This window comes from Pseudomonas sp. B2021 (assembly GCF_018135665.1).
GTDB classification, from domain to species: domain Bacteria; phylum Pseudomonadota; class Gammaproteobacteria; order Pseudomonadales; family Pseudomonadaceae; genus Aquipseudomonas; species Aquipseudomonas lactis.
Genome location: NZ_SMOF01000001.1, coordinates 5222259 through 5243005, shown reverse-complemented (window position 1 = coordinate 5243005; position 20747 = coordinate 5222259). Strand labels below are relative to the sequence as shown.

Genomic DNA, 20747 nt, shown 5'->3' with positions numbered 1-20747 from the left:
CGGCGCCCGCTGCGTGCGGGCGCCATGCTTTGGCAGCTCGCTCAGATGCTTTGGGTGGGCGGCCTATGGCTGTTACATATTGGTGTATTGCCGGCGTTGGGCCTGATTGGCTTGGCGCCGCTGCTGATCGATGAGATCGACGGATTGCTGAGTGCGCTGCTGGTGGGTTTTGCGGCGACGTGCGTGCTGCTTCAGGTGTTGGTGCTGGTCAAGGCTGAAGGCCTGAAGAGTTTGTGGCGGGATATTCGCGGGCAACTGCTGTTGATGGCGCTGTATGCATGCGCGATGTTTTGCGTGGTGCATGTGTGGCTGCCGCAAGCGTTGCGCTGGCAGTTATTCAGCTATCTTGTGCTAGGGTTCTCTGGCCTGGTGCTGGTTATGCAGCCTGCGCCGGGATGGAGTGGCGGGGCGCGCGAAGCACGCCCTTGACCCTTTTCATCATTTGAAGCGATGAACGTTCGACAGTTGCTTGTTGACGCTGAAGTTCTTGCGATACAGCAGCGCCATCTTGCCGATGACCTGAACCAGGTCCGCTTTGCCGACCTTGCACAGTTCTGCAACGGCGGCCAGGCGCGCTTCGCGATCAAGGATGTTGACCTTGATCTTGATCAGTTCGTGATCGTTCAGTGCGCGCTCGAATTCGGCTAGCACACCCTCAGTCAAACCGTTGTCTGCCACAATCAGAACTGGTTTCAGATGGTGGCCAATGGATTTGTACTGTTTCTTCTGCTCTTGAGTGAGCGGCATAATCTGACCCCTGCGTCTGATCTTGTAAAAAGCGGCGGCCAGTTTACCCGAGCGAGTCCGGGACCGCCCAGTTAATCACGACCCGTTTTATTTTTTCGAGGTGGCCCGTGGCCCGTTCCAAAACCAGCCTTAAGTGGCTACAAGAACATTTCAATGATCCTTACGTCAAAAAGGCGCAAAAGGACGGCTATCGTTCCCGTGCCAGCTACAAGCTGCTGGAGATCCAGGACAAGGACAAACTGATCCGTCCAGGCATGAGCGTTATCGATCTCGGCGCGGCCCCCGGTGGCTGGTCCCAGGTGACCAGTCGTCTGATTGGTGGGCAAGGTCGATTGATCGCTTCGGACATCCTCGAGATGGATAGCATCCCGGACGTGACCTTTGTTCACGGCGATTTCACCGAGGACAAGGTATTGGCCGAGATCCTGGAGGCTGTGGGAAATTCGCAGGTAGACCTTGTGATTTCCGACATGGCCCCCAATATGAGTGGATTACCGGCTGTTGATATGCCGCGTGCCATGTTCCTGTGTGAACTGGCGCTGGATCTGGCAGGTCGGGTGTTGCGTCCGGGTGGCGATTTCCTGGTGAAGGTCTTCCAGGGCGAAGGTTTCGACGAGTACCACAAGAACATTCGCAAGTTGTTCGACAAGGTACAGACACGCAAGCCGGACTCATCCCGTGACCGGTCCAGGGAGCAGTATCTGCTGTGCCGTGGCTTCCGCGGTGTCGAAGGCGCTGCGAGCGAAGAGCGTTTTTGAGAAATTCGAGGAGGGCGATAGGTTTTTTTATATCGCTTTCGTCACGAAGCTTTACGAATATTGCGTAGTCAAAGTTTCACAAAGGGTTACAGACGGCGCCTGCCAGAGTTGTAGGTAATGTAGTAAGTTAGGCCGGTGAATATCATGCGAAGCGCGCGCCAGTAGCGGAGCTTGCTTCAGAGGGTAGTTAATTGAACGATATGGCAAAGAATCTGATCCTGTGGTTGATCATCGCGGCTGTCCTGGTGACGGTGATGAACAACTTCTCCAGCCCTAACGAGCCGCAGACCCTCAACTATTCCGACTTCATCCAGCAAGTTAAGGATGGCAAGGTCGAGCGCGTAGCGGTTGATGGCTACGTGATTACCGGTAAGCGCAACGATGGCGACAGCTTCAAGACCATTCGTCCTGCCATTCAGGACAACGGTCTCATCGGTGACCTGGTGGATAACAAGGTCGTTGTGGAAGGCAAGCAGCCTGAACAGCAAAGCATCTGGACCCAGCTCCTGGTGGCCAGCTTCCCGATCCTGGTGATTATCGCCGTGTTCATGTTCTTCATGCGCCAGATGCAAGGCGGTGCGGGAGGCAAGGGCGGGCCGATGAGCTTCGGCAAAAGCAAGGCGCGCCTGCTCTCCGAAGACCAGGTGAAGACCACCCTGGCTGACGTCGCAGGTTGCGACGAAGCCAAGGAAGAAGTCGGTGAGTTGGTCGAGTTCCTGCGTGATCCGGGCAAGTTCCAGCGCCTGGGTGGCCGTATTCCTCGCGGTGTGCTGATGGTGGGGCCTCCGGGTACCGGTAAAACCTTGCTGGCCAAGGCGATTGCCGGCGAAGCCAAGGTGCCTTTCTTCACGATTTCCGGTTCTGACTTCGTCGAGATGTTTGTCGGCGTCGGCGCCAGCCGTGTTCGCGATATGTTCGAGCAGGCCAAGAAGCACGCGCCATGCATCATCTTCATCGACGAAATCGATGCCGTTGGTCGCCATCGTGGCGCGGGCATGGGGGGTGGTCACGATGAGCGTGAGCAGACCCTCAACCAGTTGCTGGTAGAGATGGATGGTTTCGAGATGAATGACGGCATTATCGTCATCGCCGCAACCAACCGTCCCGACGTTCTCGACCCTGCGTTGCTGCGTCCGGGCCGTTTCGACCGTCAGGTTGTGGTCGGCCTGCCGGACATTCGTGGTCGTGAGCAGATCCTGAAAGTACACATGCGCAAGGTGCCAATGGGTGACGACGTGGCTCCGGCTGTGATCGCCCGTGGTACTCCCGGTTTCTCCGGTGCTGATCTGGCGAACCTGGTAAACGAGGCTTCGCTGTTCGCTGCCCGTACTGGCAAGCGCATCGTTGAGATGAAAGAGTTCGAATTGGCGAAAGACAAGATCATGATGGGCGCCGAGCGCAAATCCATGGTCATGTCCGAGAAAGAGAAGCAGAACACCGCTTATCACGAGGCAGGTCACGCCATTGTAGGTCGCGTTGTGCCTGAGCATGACCCTGTCTATAAAGTGTCGATCATTCCTCGTGGCCGGGCACTCGGTGTGACCATGTTCCTGCCGGAAGAGGATCGCTACAGCCTCTCCAAGCGTGCGCTGATCAGTCAGATCTGCTCGCTGTATGGCGGTCGTATTGCTGAGGAAATGACCCTTGGCTTCGACGGTGTGACCACTGGTGCCTCCAATGACATCATGCGTGCCAGCCAGATCGCACGAAACATGGTGACCAAGTGGGGCTTGTCGGAAAAACTCGGCCCATTGATGTACGCCGAAGAGGAAGGCGAAGTGTTCCTGGGGCGTGGCGGCGGTGGGCAAAGCGCCAGCTTCTCGGGTGAGACAGCCAAGCTGATCGACTCCGAAGTTCGCAGCATCATTGACCAGTGCTATGGCACGGCCAAGCAGATTTTGACTGACAACCGTGACAAGCTGGACGCCATGGCTGATGCGTTGATGAAGTACGAAACCATCGATGCCGACCAGATCGACGACATCATGGCGGGCCGTACGCCGCGTGAGCCGCGCGACTGGGAAGGTGGTTCGGGTACTTCGGGCACTCCGCCTGTGGTGCAGAATGAGCGCCCTGAAACGCCTATCGGCGGCCCGGCAGCTGATCACTAAGGTTTGAAATGACTTCTGCTTTGTCCTCTACCCGGTTGCCTTGCGGCAACCGGGTTCTTGATTTGGCCCGGACGCATGTCATGGGCATCCTCAATGTAACCCCTGACTCCTTTTCCGATGGTGGCCGCTTCAGTCAGCTGGATGCCGCGTTGCGCCACGCCGAGGCGATGGTGGCTGCCGGTGCGACGCTGATTGATGTGGGAGGGGAGTCGACCCGCCCCGGCGCCCGCGTTGTTTCTCCTTTGGAGGAGCTGGAGCGGGTGGCGCCCGTGGTTGAGCGCATTGCCCGTGAGCTGGATGTCATCATCTCGGTAGACACCTCCACCCCAGCAGTGATGCGCGAAACCGCGCGGCTCGGAGCGGGGTTGATCAACGATGTGCGTTCGCTTCAGCGCGACGGCGCCCTTGATGCGGCCGCTGCAACCGGCTTGCCTGTCTGCCTGATGCATATGCTGGGTGAGCCCGGCAACATGCAAGACAATCCGCATTACGACGATCTGGTCGGTGAGGTCAGTGGGTTTCTTGCTGATAGGGTCGCCCAATGTGTCGCTGTGGGTATCGCGCCTGAGCAGATCATCCTCGATCCGGGGTTTGGCTTTGCCAAGACCCTGCAGCACAATCTAAGTCTGTTCAAACACATGGAAGCCTTGCACGCCCTTGGTCGCCCGCTGTTGGTCGGCGTTTCGCGCAAGAGCATGATAGGGCTCGCCTTGAATCGCCCGGTCGGCGAACGCCTGTATGGCGGCCTGGCGCTTGCGGCGCTTGCTGTAACCAAGGGCGCACGTATTTTGCGTGTGCATGATGTCGCCGAAACGGTCGATGTGGTGCGCATGCTCGCTGCTGTAGAATCAGCCGAATAAGAATGATGGAGCACTTATGACTAAAAAATATTTTGGCACCGACGGCATTCGTGGTCGGGTCGGCGAATTCCCGATCACCCCTGATTTCATGCTCAAGCTGGGTTGGGCGGCAGGCATGGCGTTCCGCAGCATGGGCGCGTGTCGCATCCTGGTGGGCAAGGACACCCGTATTTCGGGTTACATGTTTGAGTCTGCGCTGGAGGCCGGATTGTCCGCCGCTGGGGCCGATGTGATGCTGTTGGGCCCTATGCCCACGCCGGCAATCGCTTACCTGACGCGTACCTTCCACGCCGAAGCCGGTATTGTGATCAGCGCCTCCCACAATCCTCATGATGACAATGGCATCAAGTTTTTCTCGGGGCAGGGCACCAAGCTGCCTGACGAGATCGAGTTGATGATCGAAGAGCTGCTGGATGCGCCGATGACGGTGGTCGAGTCCAGCAAGCTGGGCAAGGTGTCGCGCATTAACGACGCGTCAGGCCGCTATATCGAATTCTGTAAAAGCAGCGTTCCGAGCAGCACCAATTTTGCAGGCTTGAAGATTGTTGTCGATTGCGCCCATGGGGCGACCTACAAGGTGGCGCCGAGCGTCTTCAAGGAACTGGGCGCACAGGTTACCGTGCTGTCGGCTCAGCCCAACGGCTTGAACATCAACGACAACTGCGGTTCCACCCACATGGAGCAGCTGCAGGCTGCAGTGCTGGCTGAGCATGCGGACCTGGGCATCGCTTTTGATGGCGATGGCGACCGCGTGCTGATGGTGGATCACACTGGCACGATCGTGGATGGTGATGACCTGTTGTTCATCATTGCCCGTGACCTGCATGAGCGTAACAAGCTGCAAGGCGGCGTGGTCGGCACCCTGATGAGTAATCTCGGGCTGGAATTGGCGTTGGCAGAACTGGGGATTCCCTTTATTCGCGCCAATGTCGGTGACCGCTACGTGATCGCCGAGCTGCTGGAGCGTAACTGGTTGGTCGGCGGCGAGAACTCCGGGCACGTGGTTTGCTTCCAGCACACCACCACGGGTGACGCGATCATCGCCGCGCTACAGGTGCTGTTGGCCCTGCGTCGCCGCGAAGAGAGCCTGGCCCAGGCGCGCCAAGCCCTGCGCAAGTGCCCGCAAGTGCTGCTCAATGTGCGTTTTTCCGGTGGCGAAAACCCCATCGAACACCCTGCTGTCAAAGAGGCTTGCGAGCGCGTAACTCAGGCAATGGCGGGGCGCGGGCGTGTGTTGCTGCGCAAGTCCGGCACAGAGCCGCTGGTGCGTGTGATGGTCGAAGGCGAGGACGAAACACAGGTTCGCGGCCATGCCGAAGACCTGGCAAAACTGGTAACTGAAGTTTGCGCCTGAATTCGGCTTGCCAGTGATGATGTGGTTGGGTAACATCTGCGCCCACTTTGACCGACGGGGTACAGCATGCGTCGCACTATGGTAGCTGGTAACTGGAAGATGCACGGTACCCGCGCCAGTGTCGCTGAGCTGATCAACGGCCTTCGTCACTTGGCCTTGCCTAGCGGTGTTGACGTCGCGGTGTTCCCGCCTTGCTTGCATATCAACCAAGTGGTTGATGGCTTGAAGGGCAAGTCGATTCAGGTCGGCGCGCAGAACTCTGCGGTAGAGCCGATGCAAGGTGCGTTGACCGGCGAGATTTCGCCGAGTCAGCTGGTTGATGCGGGTTGTTCCTATGTGCTTGTCGGGCACTCCGAGCGTCGCCAGATGATGGGCGAGCGGGATGGGACACTCAACCGCAAATTCGCCGCAGCACAGGCTTGTGGCTTGATTCCGGTGTTGTGCATAGGGGAGACCCTTGAGCAGCGCGAATCGGGCAAGACTCTTGAAGTTGTCTCGCGTCAGCTGGGCAGCATCATCGAGGAGCTGGGTGTTGGTGCATTTGCAAAGGCAGTTATTGCTTACGAGCCGGTCTGGGCCATTGGCACCGGGCTGACTGCTACACCGCAACAGGCGCAGGATGTGCACGCAGCCATCCGCGCGCAGTTGGCGGCAGAGAATTCTGAAGTCGCACAAGGTGTGCGGCTTCTATACGGCGGCAGCGTGAAGGCGGCCAATGCGGTCGAACTGTTCGGCATGCCGGATATCGATGGGGGGCTCATTGGTGGAGCTTCCCTGAATGCAGATGAGTTCGGTGCGATCTGTCGCGCCGCGGGAAACTGAAAAAATGCTGGAAACAGTCGTAGTCGTTTTTCATCTGTTGGCTGCCCTGAGCGTAGTTGCTCTGGTTTTGTTGCAACAGGGTAAAGGTGCGGATGCTGGTGCGTCTTTCGGTGCAGGTGCTTCAAATACTGTGTTCGGAAGCCAAGGTTCCTCTACCTTTCTTAGTAAGTTTACTGCTATACTTGCCGCAGGTTTCTTCATAACCAGCTTAGGGTTAGGTTACTTTGCTAAAGAGAAAGCTCATGTGCTGACTCAAGTAGGTTTGCCAAACCCAGCAGTGTTGGAAGTTCCAAAAGCAAAACCGGCTTCTGATGATGTCCCGGTGCTTCAAGAGCAAAAGTCGGCTACTCCAGCGACTGACGTACCTCCAGCTCAAGAGCAGAAGTAAGAAGGGTTGTAAGCGCTGTATTGCCGAGGTGGTGGAATTGGTAGACACGCAACCTTGAGGTGGTTGTGCCCATAGGGTGTAGGGGTTCGAGTCCCCTTCTCGGTACCAATTATCAGGAGAGCCCGCTGTTGCGGGCTTTCTTGTAGGTGGAAGGTTACATTGACCCTGCAAGGGATCGGTCGTATACTTCCGCCCCAGCTTTGTCGCGGGGTGGAGCAGTCTGGTAGCTCGTCGGGCTCATAACCCGAAGGTCGTCGGTTCAAATCCGGCCCCCGCAACCAGTTTTAGCGGAGCCCCTTTTAAGGGGCTTTTTGTTAGCTGGACACTTTCAACGCCGCTGTTCGACGGCGTTTCAAGGATGGGCGTTTCGCCCATTTTTTTATTTTGCACAGCATGCACATACATGCACGAGGGGGTTCAGGTGTCGAGCAAGCTAGAAGAGTTGCAGGCCTTGTTGGCCCCGGTGGTCGTGGCCCTAGGCTATGAATGCTGGGGTATTGAGTTTTCGGCTCAAGGTCGCCACTCAATGTTGCGCGTTTATATCGATAAAGAGGGCGGCGTGCTGGTGGACGATTGTGCCATTGTCAGCCGTCAGATCAGCGGTGTGCTGGATGTTGAAGATCCAATCTCCGTTGAATACACCCTTGAGGTTTCCTCGCCAGGCATGGAACGCCCACTGTTCACTCTCGAGCAGTTTGCTAAATATGCCGGTGAACAAGTGAAGATCAAGCTGCGCTCCCCCTTTGAAGGGCGACGCAACTTTCAGGGCCTTCTGCGCAGTGTAGAAGATCAGGATGTCGTGGTGCAGGTAGAAGACCATGAGTTCCTGTTGCCGATCGATATGATCGACAAGGCCAACATTATTCCCAGTTTTGACTGAGACGCGGATCCCGCGGATCCAATGGCTTGCGAAAGGCGAGGCGTACGATGAGCAAAGAAGTACTGCTGGTTGTTGAGTCGGTATCCAATGAAAAGGGTGTACCGGCAAGCGTGATTTTTGAAGCGTTGGAGCTGGCCCTGGCCACTGCTACCAAGAAACGTTTTGAAGACGAAGTAGATCTGCGTGTGGAAATCAACCGCCACACCGGTGCCTATGAGACTTTCCGTCGTTGGACGGTGGTCGAAGAGGACGATCTTGATGATCCGGCAATCGAAACCTGGCCAAGCAAGGTTGCGCAAACGCATCCGGGCGCTCAGGTTGGCGATGTTGTTGAAGAAAAGATCGAGTCGATCGAATTCGGCCGTATTGCTGCACAGACCGCCAAGCAGGTCATCGTGCAGAAGGTTCGCGAAGCCGAGCGCGCTCAAGTCGTTGACGCCTATCGCGAACGCCTGGGTGAAATCATCTCCGGCACCGTGAAAAAAGTTACCCGCGACAACGTGATCGTCGACCTGGGCAACAACGCCGAAGCGTTGCTGGCCCGCGAAGACATCATCTCTCGCGAAACCTTCCGTGTCGGCGTGCGCTTGCGTGCGCTGCTCAAGGAAATCCGCACCGAGAACCGCGGCCCGCAGTTGATCCTGTCGCGTACCGCGCCGGAAATGCTGATCGAGCTGTTCCGTATCGAAGTGCCGGAAATCGCCGAAGGCCTGATCGAAGTGATGGCTGCGTCCCGTGACCCGGGTTCGCGTGCCAAGATCGCGGTCCGCTCCAAAGACAAACGCATCGACCCGCAAGGCGCTTGCATCGGTATGCGCGGTTCGCGCGTCCAGGCAGTGTCGGGCGAATTGGGCGGTGAGCGTGTGGACATCGTCCTGTGGGACGATAACCCGGCGCAGTTCGTGATCAACGCCATGTCGCCAGCTGAAGTGGCGGCAATTATCGTTGACGAAGATGCCCATGCAATGGACATCGCCGTTGGCGCAGACAATCTGGCTCAGGCCATTGGTCGTGGTGGTCAGAACGTGCGTCTGGCCAGCCAACTGACCGGTTGGACCCTGAACGTGATGACCGAATCGGACATCCAGGCTAAGCAGCAAGCTGAAACCGGTGACATCCTGCGCAACTTCATCGAAGAGTTGGAAGTCGATGAAGAACTGGCACAGGTGCTGGTAGATGAAGGCTTCACCAGCCTGGAAGAGATTGCCTACGTACCGTTGGAAGAAATGCTCAACATCGACGGCTTTGACGAGGATATCGTCAACGAGCTCCGCGCTCGGGCCAAGGATCGTTTGTTGACTAAAGCCATCGCTACTGAGGAAAAGCTGGCAGACGCCCATCCGGCCGAAGACCTGCTCTCGCTTGAGGGTATGGACAAGGATTTGGCGATGGAACTGGCGGTGCGCGGCGTAATTACCCGCGAAGACCTGGCCGAGCAGTCTATTGACGATCTGCTCGACATCGACGGCATTGACGAAGATCGTGCCGGCAAGTTGATCATGGCCGCCCGAGCCCATTGGTTCGAGTAATTAGGCGCGGCCTGAGGAGAGAAGTGCATGACGCAAGTCACGGTGAAACAACTGGCCGATGAGGTCAAAACACCGGTAGAGCGCCTGTTGCAGCAGATGCGTGAGGCAGGTCTGCCGCACACCGCCGCCGATGAAGGTGTGAGCGATAGTGAGAAGCAGTCTTTGCTGACTCACTTGAAGAGCAGCCACAAGGCGAAAGTGGAAGAACCGCGCAAGATTACATTGCAGCGCAAAACCACCAGCACCCTGCGGGTTGCAGGTAGCAAGAGCATCAGCGTTGAAGTACGCAAGAAGAAAGTCTTCGTACAGCGCAGCCCGGAAGAAATCGAAGCCGAGCGCAAACGCGAGCTGGAAGAACGTCGCGCAGTAGAAAACGCTGCACGTCAGAAGGCTGAAGAAGAAGCCAAGCGTCGCGCCGAAGAAGAAGCGCGTCGCCAGCCTGCTGCTGCGCAACCTGCTGCCACTGACGCGGTCGCCGCCCCTGTTGAAGCTGTGCGTGAGGCTGCCCCGGCTGCCGCTGCACCTGCTCCTGCAGCAGATGCCCGCAAGCGCGACGAGCCTCGTCGTCCGGACAAACCACGTGCTGACGATAACAATCGTCGCGGTGGTGGTGGCGATGGCGAGCGTAAAAACGCTCCGCACCGCGCCTCGGTCAAAGAGAAAGCGCCTGCGCCACGCGTTGCCCCACGTACCACCGACGAAGAAAGCGATGGCTTCCGTCGTGGTGGTCGCGGCAAGGCCAAGCTGAAGAAGCGCAACGCCCACGGTTTCCAGAGCCCAACCGGCCCTGTCGTGCGTGAAGTGAAGATCGGCGAGACCATCACTGTGGGCGATCTGGCCCAGCAGATGTCGGTCAAGGCTGCTGAAATCATCAAGTTCATGTTCAAGCTGGGCACTCCAGCCACCATCAACCAGGTTCTGGACCAGGAAACTGCCCAGTTGGTTGCTGAAGAGCTGGGCCACAAAGTGACCCTGGTCAGCGACACCGCCCTGGAAGATTCCCTGGCCGAGTCCCTGAAGTTTGAAGGTGAAGCGGTTTCCCGTGCGCCGGTTGTGACCGTAATGGGCCACGTTGACCACGGTAAGACTTCCCTGCTCGACTACATCCGTCGTGCCAAGGTTGCCGCAGGCGAAGCCGGTGGTATTACCCAGCACATCGGTGCATACCACGTTGAAACCGAACGCGGCATGGTCACTTTCCTCGACACCCCAGGTCACGCCGCGTTTACCGCAATGCGTGCCCGTGGTGCCAAGGCGACTGACATCGTGATCCTGGTGGTTGCAGCGGACGACGGCGTAATGCCGCAGACCATTGAAGCTGTCCAGCACGCCAAGGCTGCCGGTGTTCCTCTGGTCGTTGCCGTGAACAAAATCGACAAGCCGGGCGCCGATCTCGATCGCATCCGTAGCGAACTGTCGGTTCACGGCGTGACGTCCGAGGAATGGGGTGGCGAGACGCCATTCGTATCAGTCTCGGCGAAAATGGGTACCGGCGTTGACGAACTGCTCGAAGCGGTGCTGTTGCAAGCCGAAGTCCTGGAACTGACCGCTACTCCATCGGCTCCTGGCCGTGGCGTCGTGGTTGAGTCCCGTCTCGACAAGGGCCGTGGCCCGGTTGCCACCGTGCTGGTCCAAGACGGTACCCTGCGCCAAGGCGACATGGTGCTGGTCGGTTCGAACTACGGCCGTGTACGTGCCATGCTCGACGAGAACGGCAAGCCAATCAAGGAAGCAGGTCCTGCTATCCCAGTCGAGATTCTCGGCCTGGACGGTACGCCGGACGCTGGCGACGAGATGAGCGTAGTGGCCGACGAGAAGAAAGCCCGTGAAGTGGCTCTGTTCCGTCAAGGCAAGTTCCGCGAGGTCAAGCTGGCCCGTGCTCACGCCGGCAAGCTGGAAAACATCTTCGAGAACATGGGCCAGGAAGAGAAGAAGACGCTTAACATCGTCCTCAAATCTGACGTTCGTGGTTCCCTCGAAGCGTTGAACGGCGCCTTGAACGGCCTGGGTAACGACGAAGTGCAAGTGCGTGTTGTCGGTGGCGGTGTCGGTGGTATCACCGAATCCGACGCCAACCTGGCACTGGCCTCCAACGCTGTACTGTTCGGCTTCAACGTGCGTGCCGATGCTGGCGCTCGCAAGATCGTCGAGCAGGAAGGCCTGGACATGCGTTACTACAACGTCATCTACGACATCATCGAAGACGTCAAGAAAGCCCTTACCGGCATGCTTGGCAGCGACGTCCGGGAGAACATCCTGGGTATCGCCGAGGTGCGTGACGTGTTCCGCTCGCCGAAATTCGGTGCGATCGCCGGCTGTATGGTGGTTGAAGGCACTGTGTACCGTAACCGTCCAATCCGTGTACTGCGTGAAGACATCGTTATCTTCGAAGGCGAGCTGGAATCCCTGCGCCGCTTCAAGGATGACGCTGCCGAAGTACGTGCCGGCATGGAATGCGGTATCGGCGTCAAGAGCTACAACGACGTCAAGGTTGGCGACAAGATCGAAGTCTTCGAGAAGGTTCAGGTTGCTCGCAGCCTCTAACTCGCGCACTTCAGGAGCCGCGCAGCGTGTGGGCATGCAGATGCCCCGCGCAGCGTCAGGACTCTAAACGCAACGCCCGGTCTGGCTTTTGTCAGGCCGGGCGTTTGCCGCTTTCAGACCCCACGGGTTTCACCGTGTGGCAGTAACAGGTAACAAGACATGGCAAAAGAATACAGCCGTACCCAGCGTATCGGCGATCAGATGCAGCGTGAGCTGGCCCAACTGATCCGCCGCGAAGTCAAAGACCCACGCGTTGGCCTGGTCACCATTACCGCTGTTGAAGTGAGCCGTGACGTGGGTCACGCCAAGATCTTCATCACCGTGATGGGGCAGGACAACAGCGAAGAAATCGCGCAAAGCATCAAGGTGCTCAACTCTGCTGCAGGTTTCCTGCGTATGCAGTTGGCCCGTGAAATGAAGCTGCGCAGCGTTCCACAGTTGCACTTCCACTACGACGAAAGCGTCGTGCGTGGCGCGCACCTGTCGGCTCTGATCGAACGCGCCGTGGCTGAAGACAGCCAGCATCCGTCCACACCTGAAGACGCCAAGGAGTAAGCGGTGGCTCAGGTCAAACGTATTCGTCGCAACGTCAGTGGCATCATTCTGCTCGACAAACCCATTGGCTTTACCTCCAATGCCGCGTTGCAGAAGGTTCGCTGGCTGCTCAACGCCGAGAAGGCCGGGCACACCGGCAGCCTTGATCCATTGGCCACCGGTGTATTGCCGTTGTGCTTTGGCGAGGCCACCAAGTTTTCGCAATACCTGCTTGATTCCGACAAGGGTTACGAAACCCTGATGCAACTGGGCAAGACCACCACCACGGCAGATGCCGAAGGTGATGTTTTGCAGGTTCGCGACGTGACCGTTGGTCGTGCGGATATCGAAGCTGCCTTACCCGCTTTTCGTGGGCAAATCAGTCAGATACCGCCGATGTACTCGGCACTCAAGCGCGATGGCCAGCCACTTTACAAGCTGGCACGTGCGGGCGAAGTAGTGGAGCGCGAACCGCGTTCTGTTACTATTGCGCGCTTGGAATTGCTCGCTTGTGAAGGCGACACTGCCCGTTTGGCCGTGGACTGCAGCAAAGGCACCTATATCCGTACCCTGGTGGAGGATATTGGTGAGCAACTTGGCTGTGGCGCATACGTTGCCGAACTGCGACGTACACAAGCCGGACCTTTCACCTTGGCCCAGACGGTCACGCTGGAAGAGCTTGAGGCAGTGCACGCCGAAGGCGGCAACGAAGCGGTTGATCGCTTCCTGATGCCATCGGACAGCGGTTTGCTCGATTGGCCATTGCTGCACTTTTCGGAGCACAGCGCGTTCTACTGGCTCAACGGCCAGCCGGTACGCGCCCCGGATGCCCCGAAGTTCGGCATGGTGCGAGTACAAGATCATAACGGTCGCTTTATCGGTATCGGTGAAGTGAGCGAAGACGGGCGCATCGCGCCGCGTCGGCTGATTCGGTCAGAATGACCGGAACCAGTTTGTGGTAAAGCGCAGTAGCTTTTACGCAAACTGGAACGAGTGTGGCTGTTAACAGGCATGGTCAACACTCATTTTTAGATACAGGGATTTGTCCCTGGCCTGTTGAAACTGCCCTTTGGGTGGTTTCCTTAAAAAAAGGATTGCCTCATGGCTCTCGACGTTCAAGAAAAAGCACAAATCGTAGCTGACTATCAGCAAGCTGTTGGTGACACTGGTTCGCCAGAAGTGCAAGTTGCACTGCTGACCCACAACATCAACAAACTGCAAGGTCACTTCAAGGCCAACGGTAAAGACCACCACTCCCGTCGTGGTCTGATCCGCATGGTAAACCAGCGCCGTAAGCTGCTGGACTACCTGAAAGGCAAGGATCTGGGTCGTTATCAGACTCTGATCGGTCGCCTGGGTCTGCGTCGCTAATAAGCGATTGCGCTAGAGGTTGGTTGTCTGCCGCGTGTCATCGGGATTCCCGTTGGCCCGTGGTAGGCTCCCAGCCTCAAGTTTTATCTGGATACACGTTTTTTCCCTGGACGAGCGTCGGGCCGATTCCCGGCATTGCCCAAGAATTTCGCAAGAAGACAAGTTCCCCCAAGAGCCACAAAGAAGGTAGGACACCGTGAACCCGGTTATCAAAAAATTCCAGTTCGGTCAGTCGACCGTTACCCTCGAGACAGGCCGTATCGCCCGTCAAGCCTCCGGCGCAGTGCTGGTTACCGTTGACGACGACGTGACCGTACTGGTGACCGTTGTTGGCGCCAAGACCGCTGACCCGAGCAAGGGCTTCTTCCCTCTGTCCGTTCACTACCAGGAAAAGACTTACGCTGCCGGTAAGATCCCTGGCGGTTTCTTCAAGCGCGAAGGCCGTCCTTCCGAGAAAGAAACCCTGACTTCCCGACTGATCGACCGTCCGATCCGTCCGCTGTTCCCAGAAGGCTTCATGAACGAAGTGCAGGTTGTCTGCACCGTCGTTTCCACCAGCAAGAAGACCGATCCGGACATCGCTGCGATGATCGGTACCTCGGCTGCCCTGGCCATCTCCGGTATTCCTTTCGATGGCCCGATCGGCGCTGCCCGCGTTGCGTTCCACGAAAGCACCGGCTACCTGCTGAACCCGACTTACGAGCAACAGAAAGCCTCGAGCCTGGACATGGTCGTTGCCGGTACGTCCGAAGCCGTATTGATGGTTGAGTCGGAAGCCAAAGAGCTGACCGAAGACCAGATGCTGGGTGCCGTACTGTTTGCTCACGACGAGTTCCAGGTTGTGATCAACGCGGTTAAGGAATTGGCTGCCGAAGCTGCCAAGCCAACCTGGACCTGGGCTGCTGCCCCGGAAGCCACCGAACTGCTGGGCGCTATCCGCTCCGAGTTCGGCGCTGCCATCTCCGACGCCTACACCATCACCGTCAAGGCCGACCGTTATGCTCGCCTGGGTGAGCTGAAGGACCAGGTCGTGGCCAAGCTGTCCGGCGAAGAAGGCCAGCCTTCTTCCAGCGAAGTCAAAGCTGCTTTCGGTGAGATCGAATACCGCACCGTTCGCGAAAACATCGTTAACGGCAAGCCACGTATCGACGGTCGCGATACCCGCACCGTGCGTCCGCTGAACATCGAAGTCGGCGTTCTGCCGAAAACTCACGGTTCGGCGCTGTTCACCCGTGGCGAAACCCAGGCCTTGGTCGTTGCGACCCTGGGTACTGCCCGTGACGCACAACTGCTGGACACCCTGGAAGGCGAGAAAAAAGACCCCTTCATGCTGCACTACAACTTCCCTCCGTTCTCGGTGGGCGAGTGTGGTCGTATGGGCGGTGCAGGTCGTCGCGAAATCGGTCACGGCCGTCTGGCCCGTCGTTCGGTGCAGGCCATGCTGCCTGCCGCCGACGTGTTCCCGTACACCATCCGTGTTGTATCGGAAATCACTGAGTCCAACGGTTCCAGCTCCATGGCTTCCGTTTGCGGCGCTTCCCTCGCTCTGATGGACGCCGGTGTGCCGATGAAGGCGCCGGTTGCCGGTATCGCCATGGGCCTGGTTAAAGAAGGCGAGAAGTTCGCCATCCTGACCGACATCCTGGGTGACGAAGACCACCTGGGCGACATGGACTTCAAAGTAGCCGGTACCGCTAAAGGTGTGACCGCGCTGCAGATGGACATCAAGATCAAGGGCATCACCGAAGAGATCATGGAAATCGCCCTGGGCCAAGCCCTGGAAGCGCGCCTGAACATCCTCGGCCAGATGAACCAGATCATTGGTCAGTCTCGCACCGAACTGTCGGAAAATGCTCCGACCATGATCGCGATGAAAATCGACACCGACAAAATCCGTGATGTCATCGGTAAAGGCGGCGCGACCATCCGTGCGATCTGTGAAGAAACCAAGGCTTCGATCGACATCGAAGACGACGGTTCGATCAAGATCTTCGGCGAAACCAAGGAAGCGGCTGAAGCAGCACGCCAGCGCGTCCTGGGCATCACCGCTGAAGCCGAGATCGGCAAGATCTACGTCGGCAAGGTTGAGCGCATCGTCGACTTCGGCGCGTTCGTCAACATCCTGCCAGGCAAAGACGGTCTGGTTCACATCTCCATGCTGAGCGATGCTCGGGTTGAGAAAGTGACCGACATTCTGAAAGAAGGCCAGGAAGTGGAAGTGCTGGTACTGGACGTGGACAACCGCGGCCGTATCAAGCTGTCCATCAAGGACGTAGCAGCCGCCAAGGCTTCGGGCGTTTAAACACCCGCAGGCTTTACGCTGAAAAAAAGGACTCTTCGGAGTCCTTTTTTTATGGGTGCGAGAAAATGAAGCAGAATCAGCTGTTTAGCGCTGCCCAAAAGCCGCAACTTGCATGCAGGCCCGATGCGCTTCATGCAAGTTGCACGATTTCGAAAATACGCTGTTTCTATAACTCATTGTTTATAAAGGTATTTAATCTGTTCGGCGACTTGGCACACTGCCTGCAATATCCCTGGTAGCGCTGCAGCATGAAGGTTTACGTCTGCAGACTTTTAATAAAACAGGAGTTACTCGTATGAAGAAGTTCGCTCTCGCTACTGCTACCGCTCTGACCCTGGCCATGGGTGCTAACGTAGCCTTTGCTCAGACTTCCCAAGCCCCTATGACTTTGGCGGCCGGTGAAGCGACCAAGGCTAAGGAAAGCGTTTCGGATACTTGGATCACCACTAAAGTCAAAGCTGACCTGCTGACCGAAAAAGGCATTCCGGGTTCGGACATCAAGGTTGAGACCAACAAAGGTGTGGTTTCCCTGTCCTCCGACGTAGCTATCTCGGATTCGCAAAAAGCGACTGCTGTAGCCATCACCAAGAAAATCAAAGGTGTGACTGCGGTTTCTGCTGACGGCCTGCTGGCTGGCGGTGCTACCAAGGCTGACGGCATCGACAAAACCAAAGGCGCTGCCCACGACGCTAAAGAGACCACCAGCGATACCTGGATCACTACCAAAGTGAAGGCTGACCTGGTAACTGAAAAAGGTATTCCTGGCACCGACATCAAGGTTGAAACCAACAAGGGTGTTGTATCCCTGTCGTCGCCTACCGCCGTGACTGCTGCACAGAAAGAAACGGCTGTAGCGATCACCAAGAAAATCAAAGGCGTTAAAGCTGTCTCGGCCGATGGCCTGAAAGCAGAGTAACGCTGAACGTTTCGTTTGAACTGAATAGCGGCGGCTTAGGGTGAGTTAGATATCCACCTGACGCACCTCTGGAGTTCATGCGACCGACCACACGGATGTGGTCATTACAGGCCCCGGCACTTGTGTCGGGGCCTGTTCTATTTCGGGTTGAAACAGAAATCAGGCCAAAAAAATGTGGGAGCTGCCTGCGATACGCATAGGTGTCTACACACCTTCGCAGCGACGCTGAACCTGTGGCGAGGGAGCTTGCTCCCGTGACGACCTACCAACCGACGCAGATGTGCCTGACACACCACGATCCAAATGTGGGAGCTGGCTTGCCTGCGAAGACGGCCTGACAGTCAATACAGTCGGACCGTGTACATATTCATTGCTGCGGTAACGGCCACTTAGGGTTCCGCCTGACGGCGGCTCACTTTTGAAAGGAGCCCAAAAGTAAGCAAAAGGCTCTTGCCCCACCACTCGGCGCCTCGCTTGCGTTCGGCCAGCGTGGTTTAACGGGGCGCTTGAGATCAAGAGCAAGATCAAGAGCAAGAGCGACTCGCTTCGCATCGTGGTTACCGTCGGCTGCTACAACCTACAAAATTGTGTAGATACTTATGCTGCGATGCGGGCACCTCGGTCATTCAGTTGCACCGAGGTGATGCTATCGCAGGCAAGCCAGCTTCCACGTTAGGTGGGCGGTGCTTAGAAGTTACTCAGCATCCAGGTGCATTGGCGTGATCACGCGGCCATCTTTCTCGGCCTGCCCCAACTGCGCATCGATGAAATACACGCGGTCGTCTTCCAACTGGCCCTTGTCTACCAGGTAGTCCTTGATAGTGCTGGCTCGGTCCTGCCCCAGCTGGCGCAGTAGCACGTCACTGCCACTCCAGAACTTGATCACACCGTCCTTGAGCTTCGCCGAGCGCTCATCGCTGCCCAGGTCTTTCCATTCGGCCGGGGGTTGCTGTTTGAGACGGGTGCGGTAGATGCCTTCCAGCAATGGCGCTTTTTCCTTCTCTGGTACTTCAAGCAATGAGGCCTGGGCCGGGACTTTGTCGCCGCGGCGCTGGAGGATCTTGTAATAGTTGTATTGGTATTCACGTTCCAGTCGCTGTGCGGCCAGGAACGGCCCGTCGCTGCTGGCAGCGGCTGTGCCTTCAATTTCCAGGCGCAGGGCAGGGCGTTCTTTCAGCGCCTTGGCCAGGGTGTTCAGAGCGCCTTCGGCGTCTTTGTTCAGCTCACTGGAGCCTGCGGCGAACGACACATTACCCAAGTCTTCAGAGCCGCCACCGGTGACCAGCCCGCCAATGAACTTGAAGGGCGCGGTTGCCGCGCGCACCACGAGGTTACGCAGGGTCTGCCACACAATCGGCATCACGCTGAATTGCGGGTTGTTCAGGTCGCCGCTTACCGGCAGTTCGATGGAGATCTTGCCGTCGGAGTCCTTGAGCAGGGCGACAGCCAGGCGAATCGGTAAGTCGACGGCATCGGAGCTGTCGACTTTTTCACCCAATTGCAGTTGCTCGACCACCACTTTGTTTTCAGCCTTCAACTGGCCTTTGGTGATCACGTAGTGCAGATCGAGATTCAGGCGGCCCTTGCGGATGCGGAAGCCTGCGAACTTGCCCGAGTAAGGTGTCAGGTTGGTCAACTCGACACGCTTGAAGCTGGTGGCGATGTCCAACGCGGCCATCGGGTCAAACGGGTTCACGCTGCCTTTGATCGTCACTGGCGCGTAACGGTCCACCTTGCCCTTGATGTCGACGCTGGCCGGTTTGGCCTGGCGGCTGTCGATGGTGCCAATCTGGCCGTTGAGCTGTTGAATCGCGGTGGCAAAGTTGGGCGTGAGGCTAAAGTCGGCAAAGTTGGCCGAACCGTCGTTGATCGCGATCTGGCCGATATGAATGCCCAAGGGCTTGTCGTTACTGGCGGCAGGTTTGGCGGCCGACTTGCTGCCGCTGTCGGCGGGCTGCGGGATCAGCAGGTCGTCGATGTTGGTGGTGCGATCTTCGTTGATCATGAAGCGCGCATACGGCTGCAACAAGTTGACCTTGTCGATCGACAGGCTTTGGCCGTGCTGGTAATTCACGCCTTCGAGCACCAGGCGCTGCCATTTTAGGAAGTCGCGGGTCTTGAGGGTGTCCAGGGTATGCAACTGGTCAACCTGAGCGCGGCCGGTGACCTGAAGGGCCAGTGGCTCGGTGCTTTTGAGGTTCACGTCCAGGTTGCTGCCCAGCATGCCGCTGCGCAATTCCAGGCGAATAAACGGGCTGATATAGGCCTGGGCGACCCGCAGGTCGATGTCCTGGGTGTTCACTTTCAGCTTGGCGCTGACGGGGTTGAGGTTAACCTCGCCGGTTGCCTGGATCTTGCCTTGTTTGCCCAGGCCGGTGTCGATCTTCAAGGCAAAGGGGCTCTGGTTGAGGCTGTCGAAGTTCTGTACGTCGACATTCAACGGGCCCAGTTCCAGCGCGACCGCAGGTTTTACCTGGCGGTCTGCCAGGTGCACCTGATAGTTACGCAGTTGCACATCCTTGAGCAGCACTTGCCACGGCTTGCTCGGGGCCGCCGAAGGCGCGTCGGCAGCGGCTGGCTCCGGTGCCTTGGCCGGTTTGCTCGGTTGGCTGGCGAACAGTTTCTGCCAATCCAGTTGACCATCGGCCTCCCGGGCGGCCCAGGTTTCCAGCTTGTTGCTGCGGATCTTGCCGACAATGACCTGCTGCTTGGCCAGGTCTACCGTGGTTTCGCTGACGTCCAGGCGCTCCAGGCGTGCCAGTGGCCGGCCATCGGGGGCCTTGATAGCAAAGGGGGCGATGCTGGCGGCGGTGTTGGTCAGGTTCAGCTCGGTTTCTTTGGCCAGGCTGAATTTGTAGTCAGTGCTGAAGTTGAGCACCCCGTCTTCCAGCACCAGTGGCAGTGCGTCACGTACATACGGCCACCACGCTTTCATCTTGCCGTCGGTAACCTTCAAGGTGCCTTCGGAGGTGATCGGTACCAGGCTGAAATTGCCTTTCCAGTCGATCTGACCCCCTTCGGGGCCCGCAGCGACCAGGGTCATGTCGGCATTGTCGTCAGGCAAGGTGCTGAGGTTTTTCAGCTCGAAGTCGAGCGCGTCGTAGAGGAATTCGATAGGCTCGCTGGGGCGCAGGTCCTGGAAGTGCAGGTTACCGCCCGCCAGCTTGATGCTGTCGATACGCAGTGGGAACGGCTTGGCATCAGGATCGGCCGGGGTTGGCTCGCTCGGTGGCAATTTGAACAGCTGCGCCAGGTTCAGTTGGCCGGACTTGTCGAACAGCAGTTCGGTCTTGGGCTTGTCCAGTTGCACATCGGCCAGGTGCAGGGCGCGGGTCCAGAGGCTGTCGATCTGCAGGTTGGCGTAGAGGCGTTCGAAACCCACTTGCTCTTTGCCCGGCTCACCAATCTTCAGTCCCCACAACGTCAGTTCCAGGCTGAAGGGGTTGAGCTCGATGCGCTCGATTCGCGCCGGCACTGTGGCGTAGTTGGCCAACTGTTGGTTGGCAATGCGAAGGGCGATGCCGGGTAATATCAGAAAGCCCAGCAAGCTGTACAAAGCAAGGGCGGTCAACAAGGCGCCTACGGCGCGGATCAATCCTTTGGGCATGGGTGAACGCCATCTATGTCGAAC

The 20747-nt window shown here is 57.7% G+C and carries 17 protein-coding genes and 2 tRNA genes; 17 read left to right on the top strand and 2 right to left on the bottom strand.

What is annotated here, in order from left to right; all coding sequences use genetic code 11:
- Positions 1-24 precede the first annotated feature (24 nt).
- The gene (locus E1K68_RS23620; protein ID WP_094774605.1) at positions 25-429 is read left to right on the top strand and encodes an MFS transporter; all 405 of its coding nucleotides are present in this window, start codon (positions 25-27) and stop codon (positions 427-429) included.
- Between the two features lie 9 nt (positions 430-438).
- Here the strand turns inward: E1K68_RS23620 and E1K68_RS23615 are convergent, their stop codons facing one another.
- Positions 439-747 (bottom strand): YhbY family RNA-binding protein, encoded by a 309-nt coding sequence (locus E1K68_RS23615; protein WP_003176146.1) that lies wholly within the window; start codon positions 745-747, stop codon positions 439-441.
- Between the two features lie 107 nt (positions 748-854).
- Here E1K68_RS23615 and rlmE point away from each other — a divergent pair, with 107 nt between their 5' ends.
- The 16 genes from rlmE (at position 855) to E1K68_RS23535 (ending at position 17116) form a co-directional block, all read left to right on the top strand.
- Complete coding sequence (gene rlmE, locus E1K68_RS23610; RefSeq protein ID WP_014719954.1) at positions 855-1505, top strand: 23S rRNA (uridine(2552)-2'-O)-methyltransferase RlmE; 651 nt, start codon at positions 855-857, stop codon at positions 1503-1505.
- Positions 1506-1705: 200 nt separating this feature from the next.
- Positions 1706-3616: an ATP-dependent zinc metalloprotease FtsH gene (gene ftsH, locus E1K68_RS23605; RefSeq protein WP_212614726.1), complete on the top strand. Its 1911-nt coding sequence runs from the start codon at positions 1706-1708 to the stop codon at positions 3614-3616.
- An 8-nt stretch (positions 3617-3624) separates the two neighbouring features.
- Positions 3625-4476, top strand: coding sequence for a dihydropteroate synthase (gene folP / locus E1K68_RS23600; RefSeq protein WP_003194197.1), 852 nt, complete (start codon positions 3625-3627; stop codon positions 4474-4476).
- A 16-nt stretch (positions 4477-4492) separates the two neighbouring features.
- Entirely contained in the window at positions 4493-5830 is a 1338-nt protein-coding gene (glmM, locus tag E1K68_RS23595; protein WP_212614725.1) for a phosphoglucosamine mutase, read from the top strand.
- A 66-nt stretch (positions 5831-5896) separates the two neighbouring features.
- Positions 5897-6652 (top strand): triose-phosphate isomerase, encoded by a 756-nt coding sequence (gene tpiA / locus E1K68_RS23590; RefSeq protein ID WP_003194193.1) that lies wholly within the window; start codon positions 5897-5899, stop codon positions 6650-6652.
- A 4-nt stretch (positions 6653-6656) separates the two neighbouring features.
- Positions 6657-7040: a preprotein translocase subunit SecG gene (secG, locus tag E1K68_RS23585; RefSeq protein WP_003194191.1), complete on the top strand. Its 384-nt coding sequence runs from the start codon at positions 6657-6659 to the stop codon at positions 7038-7040.
- A 22-nt stretch (positions 7041-7062) separates the two neighbouring features.
- Positions 7063-7148: transfer RNA gene (locus E1K68_RS23580), tRNA-Leu, on the top strand.
- A gap of 96 nt (positions 7149-7244) precedes the next feature.
- Positions 7245-7321 (top strand) — tRNA-Met (locus tag E1K68_RS23575).
- A gap of 140 nt (positions 7322-7461) precedes the next feature.
- A complete protein-coding gene (rimP, locus tag E1K68_RS23570; RefSeq protein WP_032897769.1) occupies positions 7462-7920 on the top strand; it encodes a ribosome maturation factor RimP in 459 nt (152 codons plus the stop codon).
- Positions 7921-7967: 47 nt separating this feature from the next.
- Complete coding sequence (gene nusA / locus E1K68_RS23565; protein WP_003194187.1) at positions 7968-9449, top strand: transcription termination factor NusA; 1482 nt, start codon at positions 7968-7970, stop codon at positions 9447-9449.
- A gap of 27 nt (positions 9450-9476) precedes the next feature.
- Positions 9477-11993 (top strand): translation initiation factor IF-2, encoded by a 2517-nt coding sequence (infB, locus tag E1K68_RS23560; RefSeq protein WP_003194185.1) that lies wholly within the window; start codon positions 9477-9479, stop codon positions 11991-11993.
- Positions 11994-12152: 159 nt separating this feature from the next.
- Positions 12153-12548 carry a 30S ribosome-binding factor RbfA gene (gene rbfA / locus E1K68_RS23555; protein ID WP_003176137.1) on the top strand — a complete coding sequence of 132 codons (396 nt, stop codon included), beginning with the start codon at positions 12153-12155 and terminating at the stop codon, positions 12546-12548.
- 3 nt (positions 12549-12551) lie between these two features.
- Positions 12552-13469, top strand: a complete 918-nt coding sequence (truB, locus tag E1K68_RS23550; protein WP_003176136.1) for a tRNA pseudouridine(55) synthase TruB — start codon at positions 12552-12554, stop codon at positions 13467-13469.
- Between the two features lie 159 nt (positions 13470-13628).
- On the top strand, positions 13629-13898 hold the full coding sequence (gene rpsO, locus E1K68_RS23545; protein WP_003177875.1) for a 30S ribosomal protein S15: 270 nt from the start codon (positions 13629-13631) through the stop codon (positions 13896-13898).
- Positions 13899-14094: 196 nt separating this feature from the next.
- Complete coding sequence (gene pnp, locus E1K68_RS23540; protein WP_003194180.1) at positions 14095-16200, top strand: polyribonucleotide nucleotidyltransferase; 2106 nt, start codon at positions 14095-14097, stop codon at positions 16198-16200.
- Between the two features lie 295 nt (positions 16201-16495).
- Entirely contained in the window at positions 16496-17116 is a 621-nt protein-coding gene (locus E1K68_RS23535; protein ID WP_003194178.1) for a BON domain-containing protein, read from the top strand.
- Positions 17117-17810: 694 nt separating this feature from the next.
- Here E1K68_RS23535 and E1K68_RS23530 read toward each other — a convergent pair.
- Positions 17811-20723 (bottom strand): DUF748 domain-containing protein, encoded by a 2913-nt coding sequence (locus E1K68_RS23530; RefSeq protein ID WP_212614724.1) that lies wholly within the window; start codon positions 20721-20723, stop codon positions 17811-17813.
- Positions 20724-20747: the final 24 nt, after the last annotated feature.

Bases quoted from the DNA above. Each gene is read 5' to 3' on its own strand.
- nusA (WP_003194187.1), top strand. From the start codon at position 7,968: ATGAGCAAAGAAGTACTGCTGGTTGTTGAGTCGGTATCCAATGAAAAG.
- rpsO (WP_003177875.1), top strand. From the start codon at position 13,629: ATGGCTCTCGACGTTCAAGAAAAAGCACAAATCGTAGCTGACTATCAG.
- E1K68_RS23615 (WP_003176146.1), bottom strand. From the start codon at position 747: ATGCCGCTCACTCAAGAGCAGAAGAAACAGTACAAATCCATTGGCCAC.
- ftsH (WP_212614726.1), top strand. From the start codon at position 1,706: ATGGCAAAGAATCTGATCCTGTGGTTGATCATCGCGGCTGTCCTGGTG.
- E1K68_RS23535 (WP_003194178.1), top strand. From the start codon at position 16,496: ATGAAGAAGTTCGCTCTCGCTACTGCTACCGCTCTGACCCTGGCCATG.
- infB (WP_003194185.1), top strand. From the start codon at position 9,477: ATGACGCAAGTCACGGTGAAACAACTGGCCGATGAGGTCAAAACACCG.
- rbfA (WP_003176137.1), top strand. From the start codon at position 12,153: ATGGCAAAAGAATACAGCCGTACCCAGCGTATCGGCGATCAGATGCAG.
- folP (WP_003194197.1), top strand. From the start codon at position 3,625: ATGACTTCTGCTTTGTCCTCTACCCGGTTGCCTTGCGGCAACCGGGTT.
- E1K68_RS23530 (WP_212614724.1), bottom strand. From the start codon at position 20,723: ATGCCCAAAGGATTGATCCGCGCCGTAGGCGCCTTGTTGACCGCCCTT.
- glmM (WP_212614725.1), top strand. From the start codon at position 4,493: ATGACTAAAAAATATTTTGGCACCGACGGCATTCGTGGTCGGGTCGGC.
- E1K68_RS23620 (WP_094774605.1), top strand. From the start codon at position 25: ATGCTTTGGCAGCTCGCTCAGATGCTTTGGGTGGGCGGCCTATGGCTG.
- tpiA (WP_003194193.1), top strand. From the start codon at position 5,897: ATGCGTCGCACTATGGTAGCTGGTAACTGGAAGATGCACGGTACCCGC.
- secG (WP_003194191.1), top strand. From the start codon at position 6,657: ATGCTGGAAACAGTCGTAGTCGTTTTTCATCTGTTGGCTGCCCTGAGC.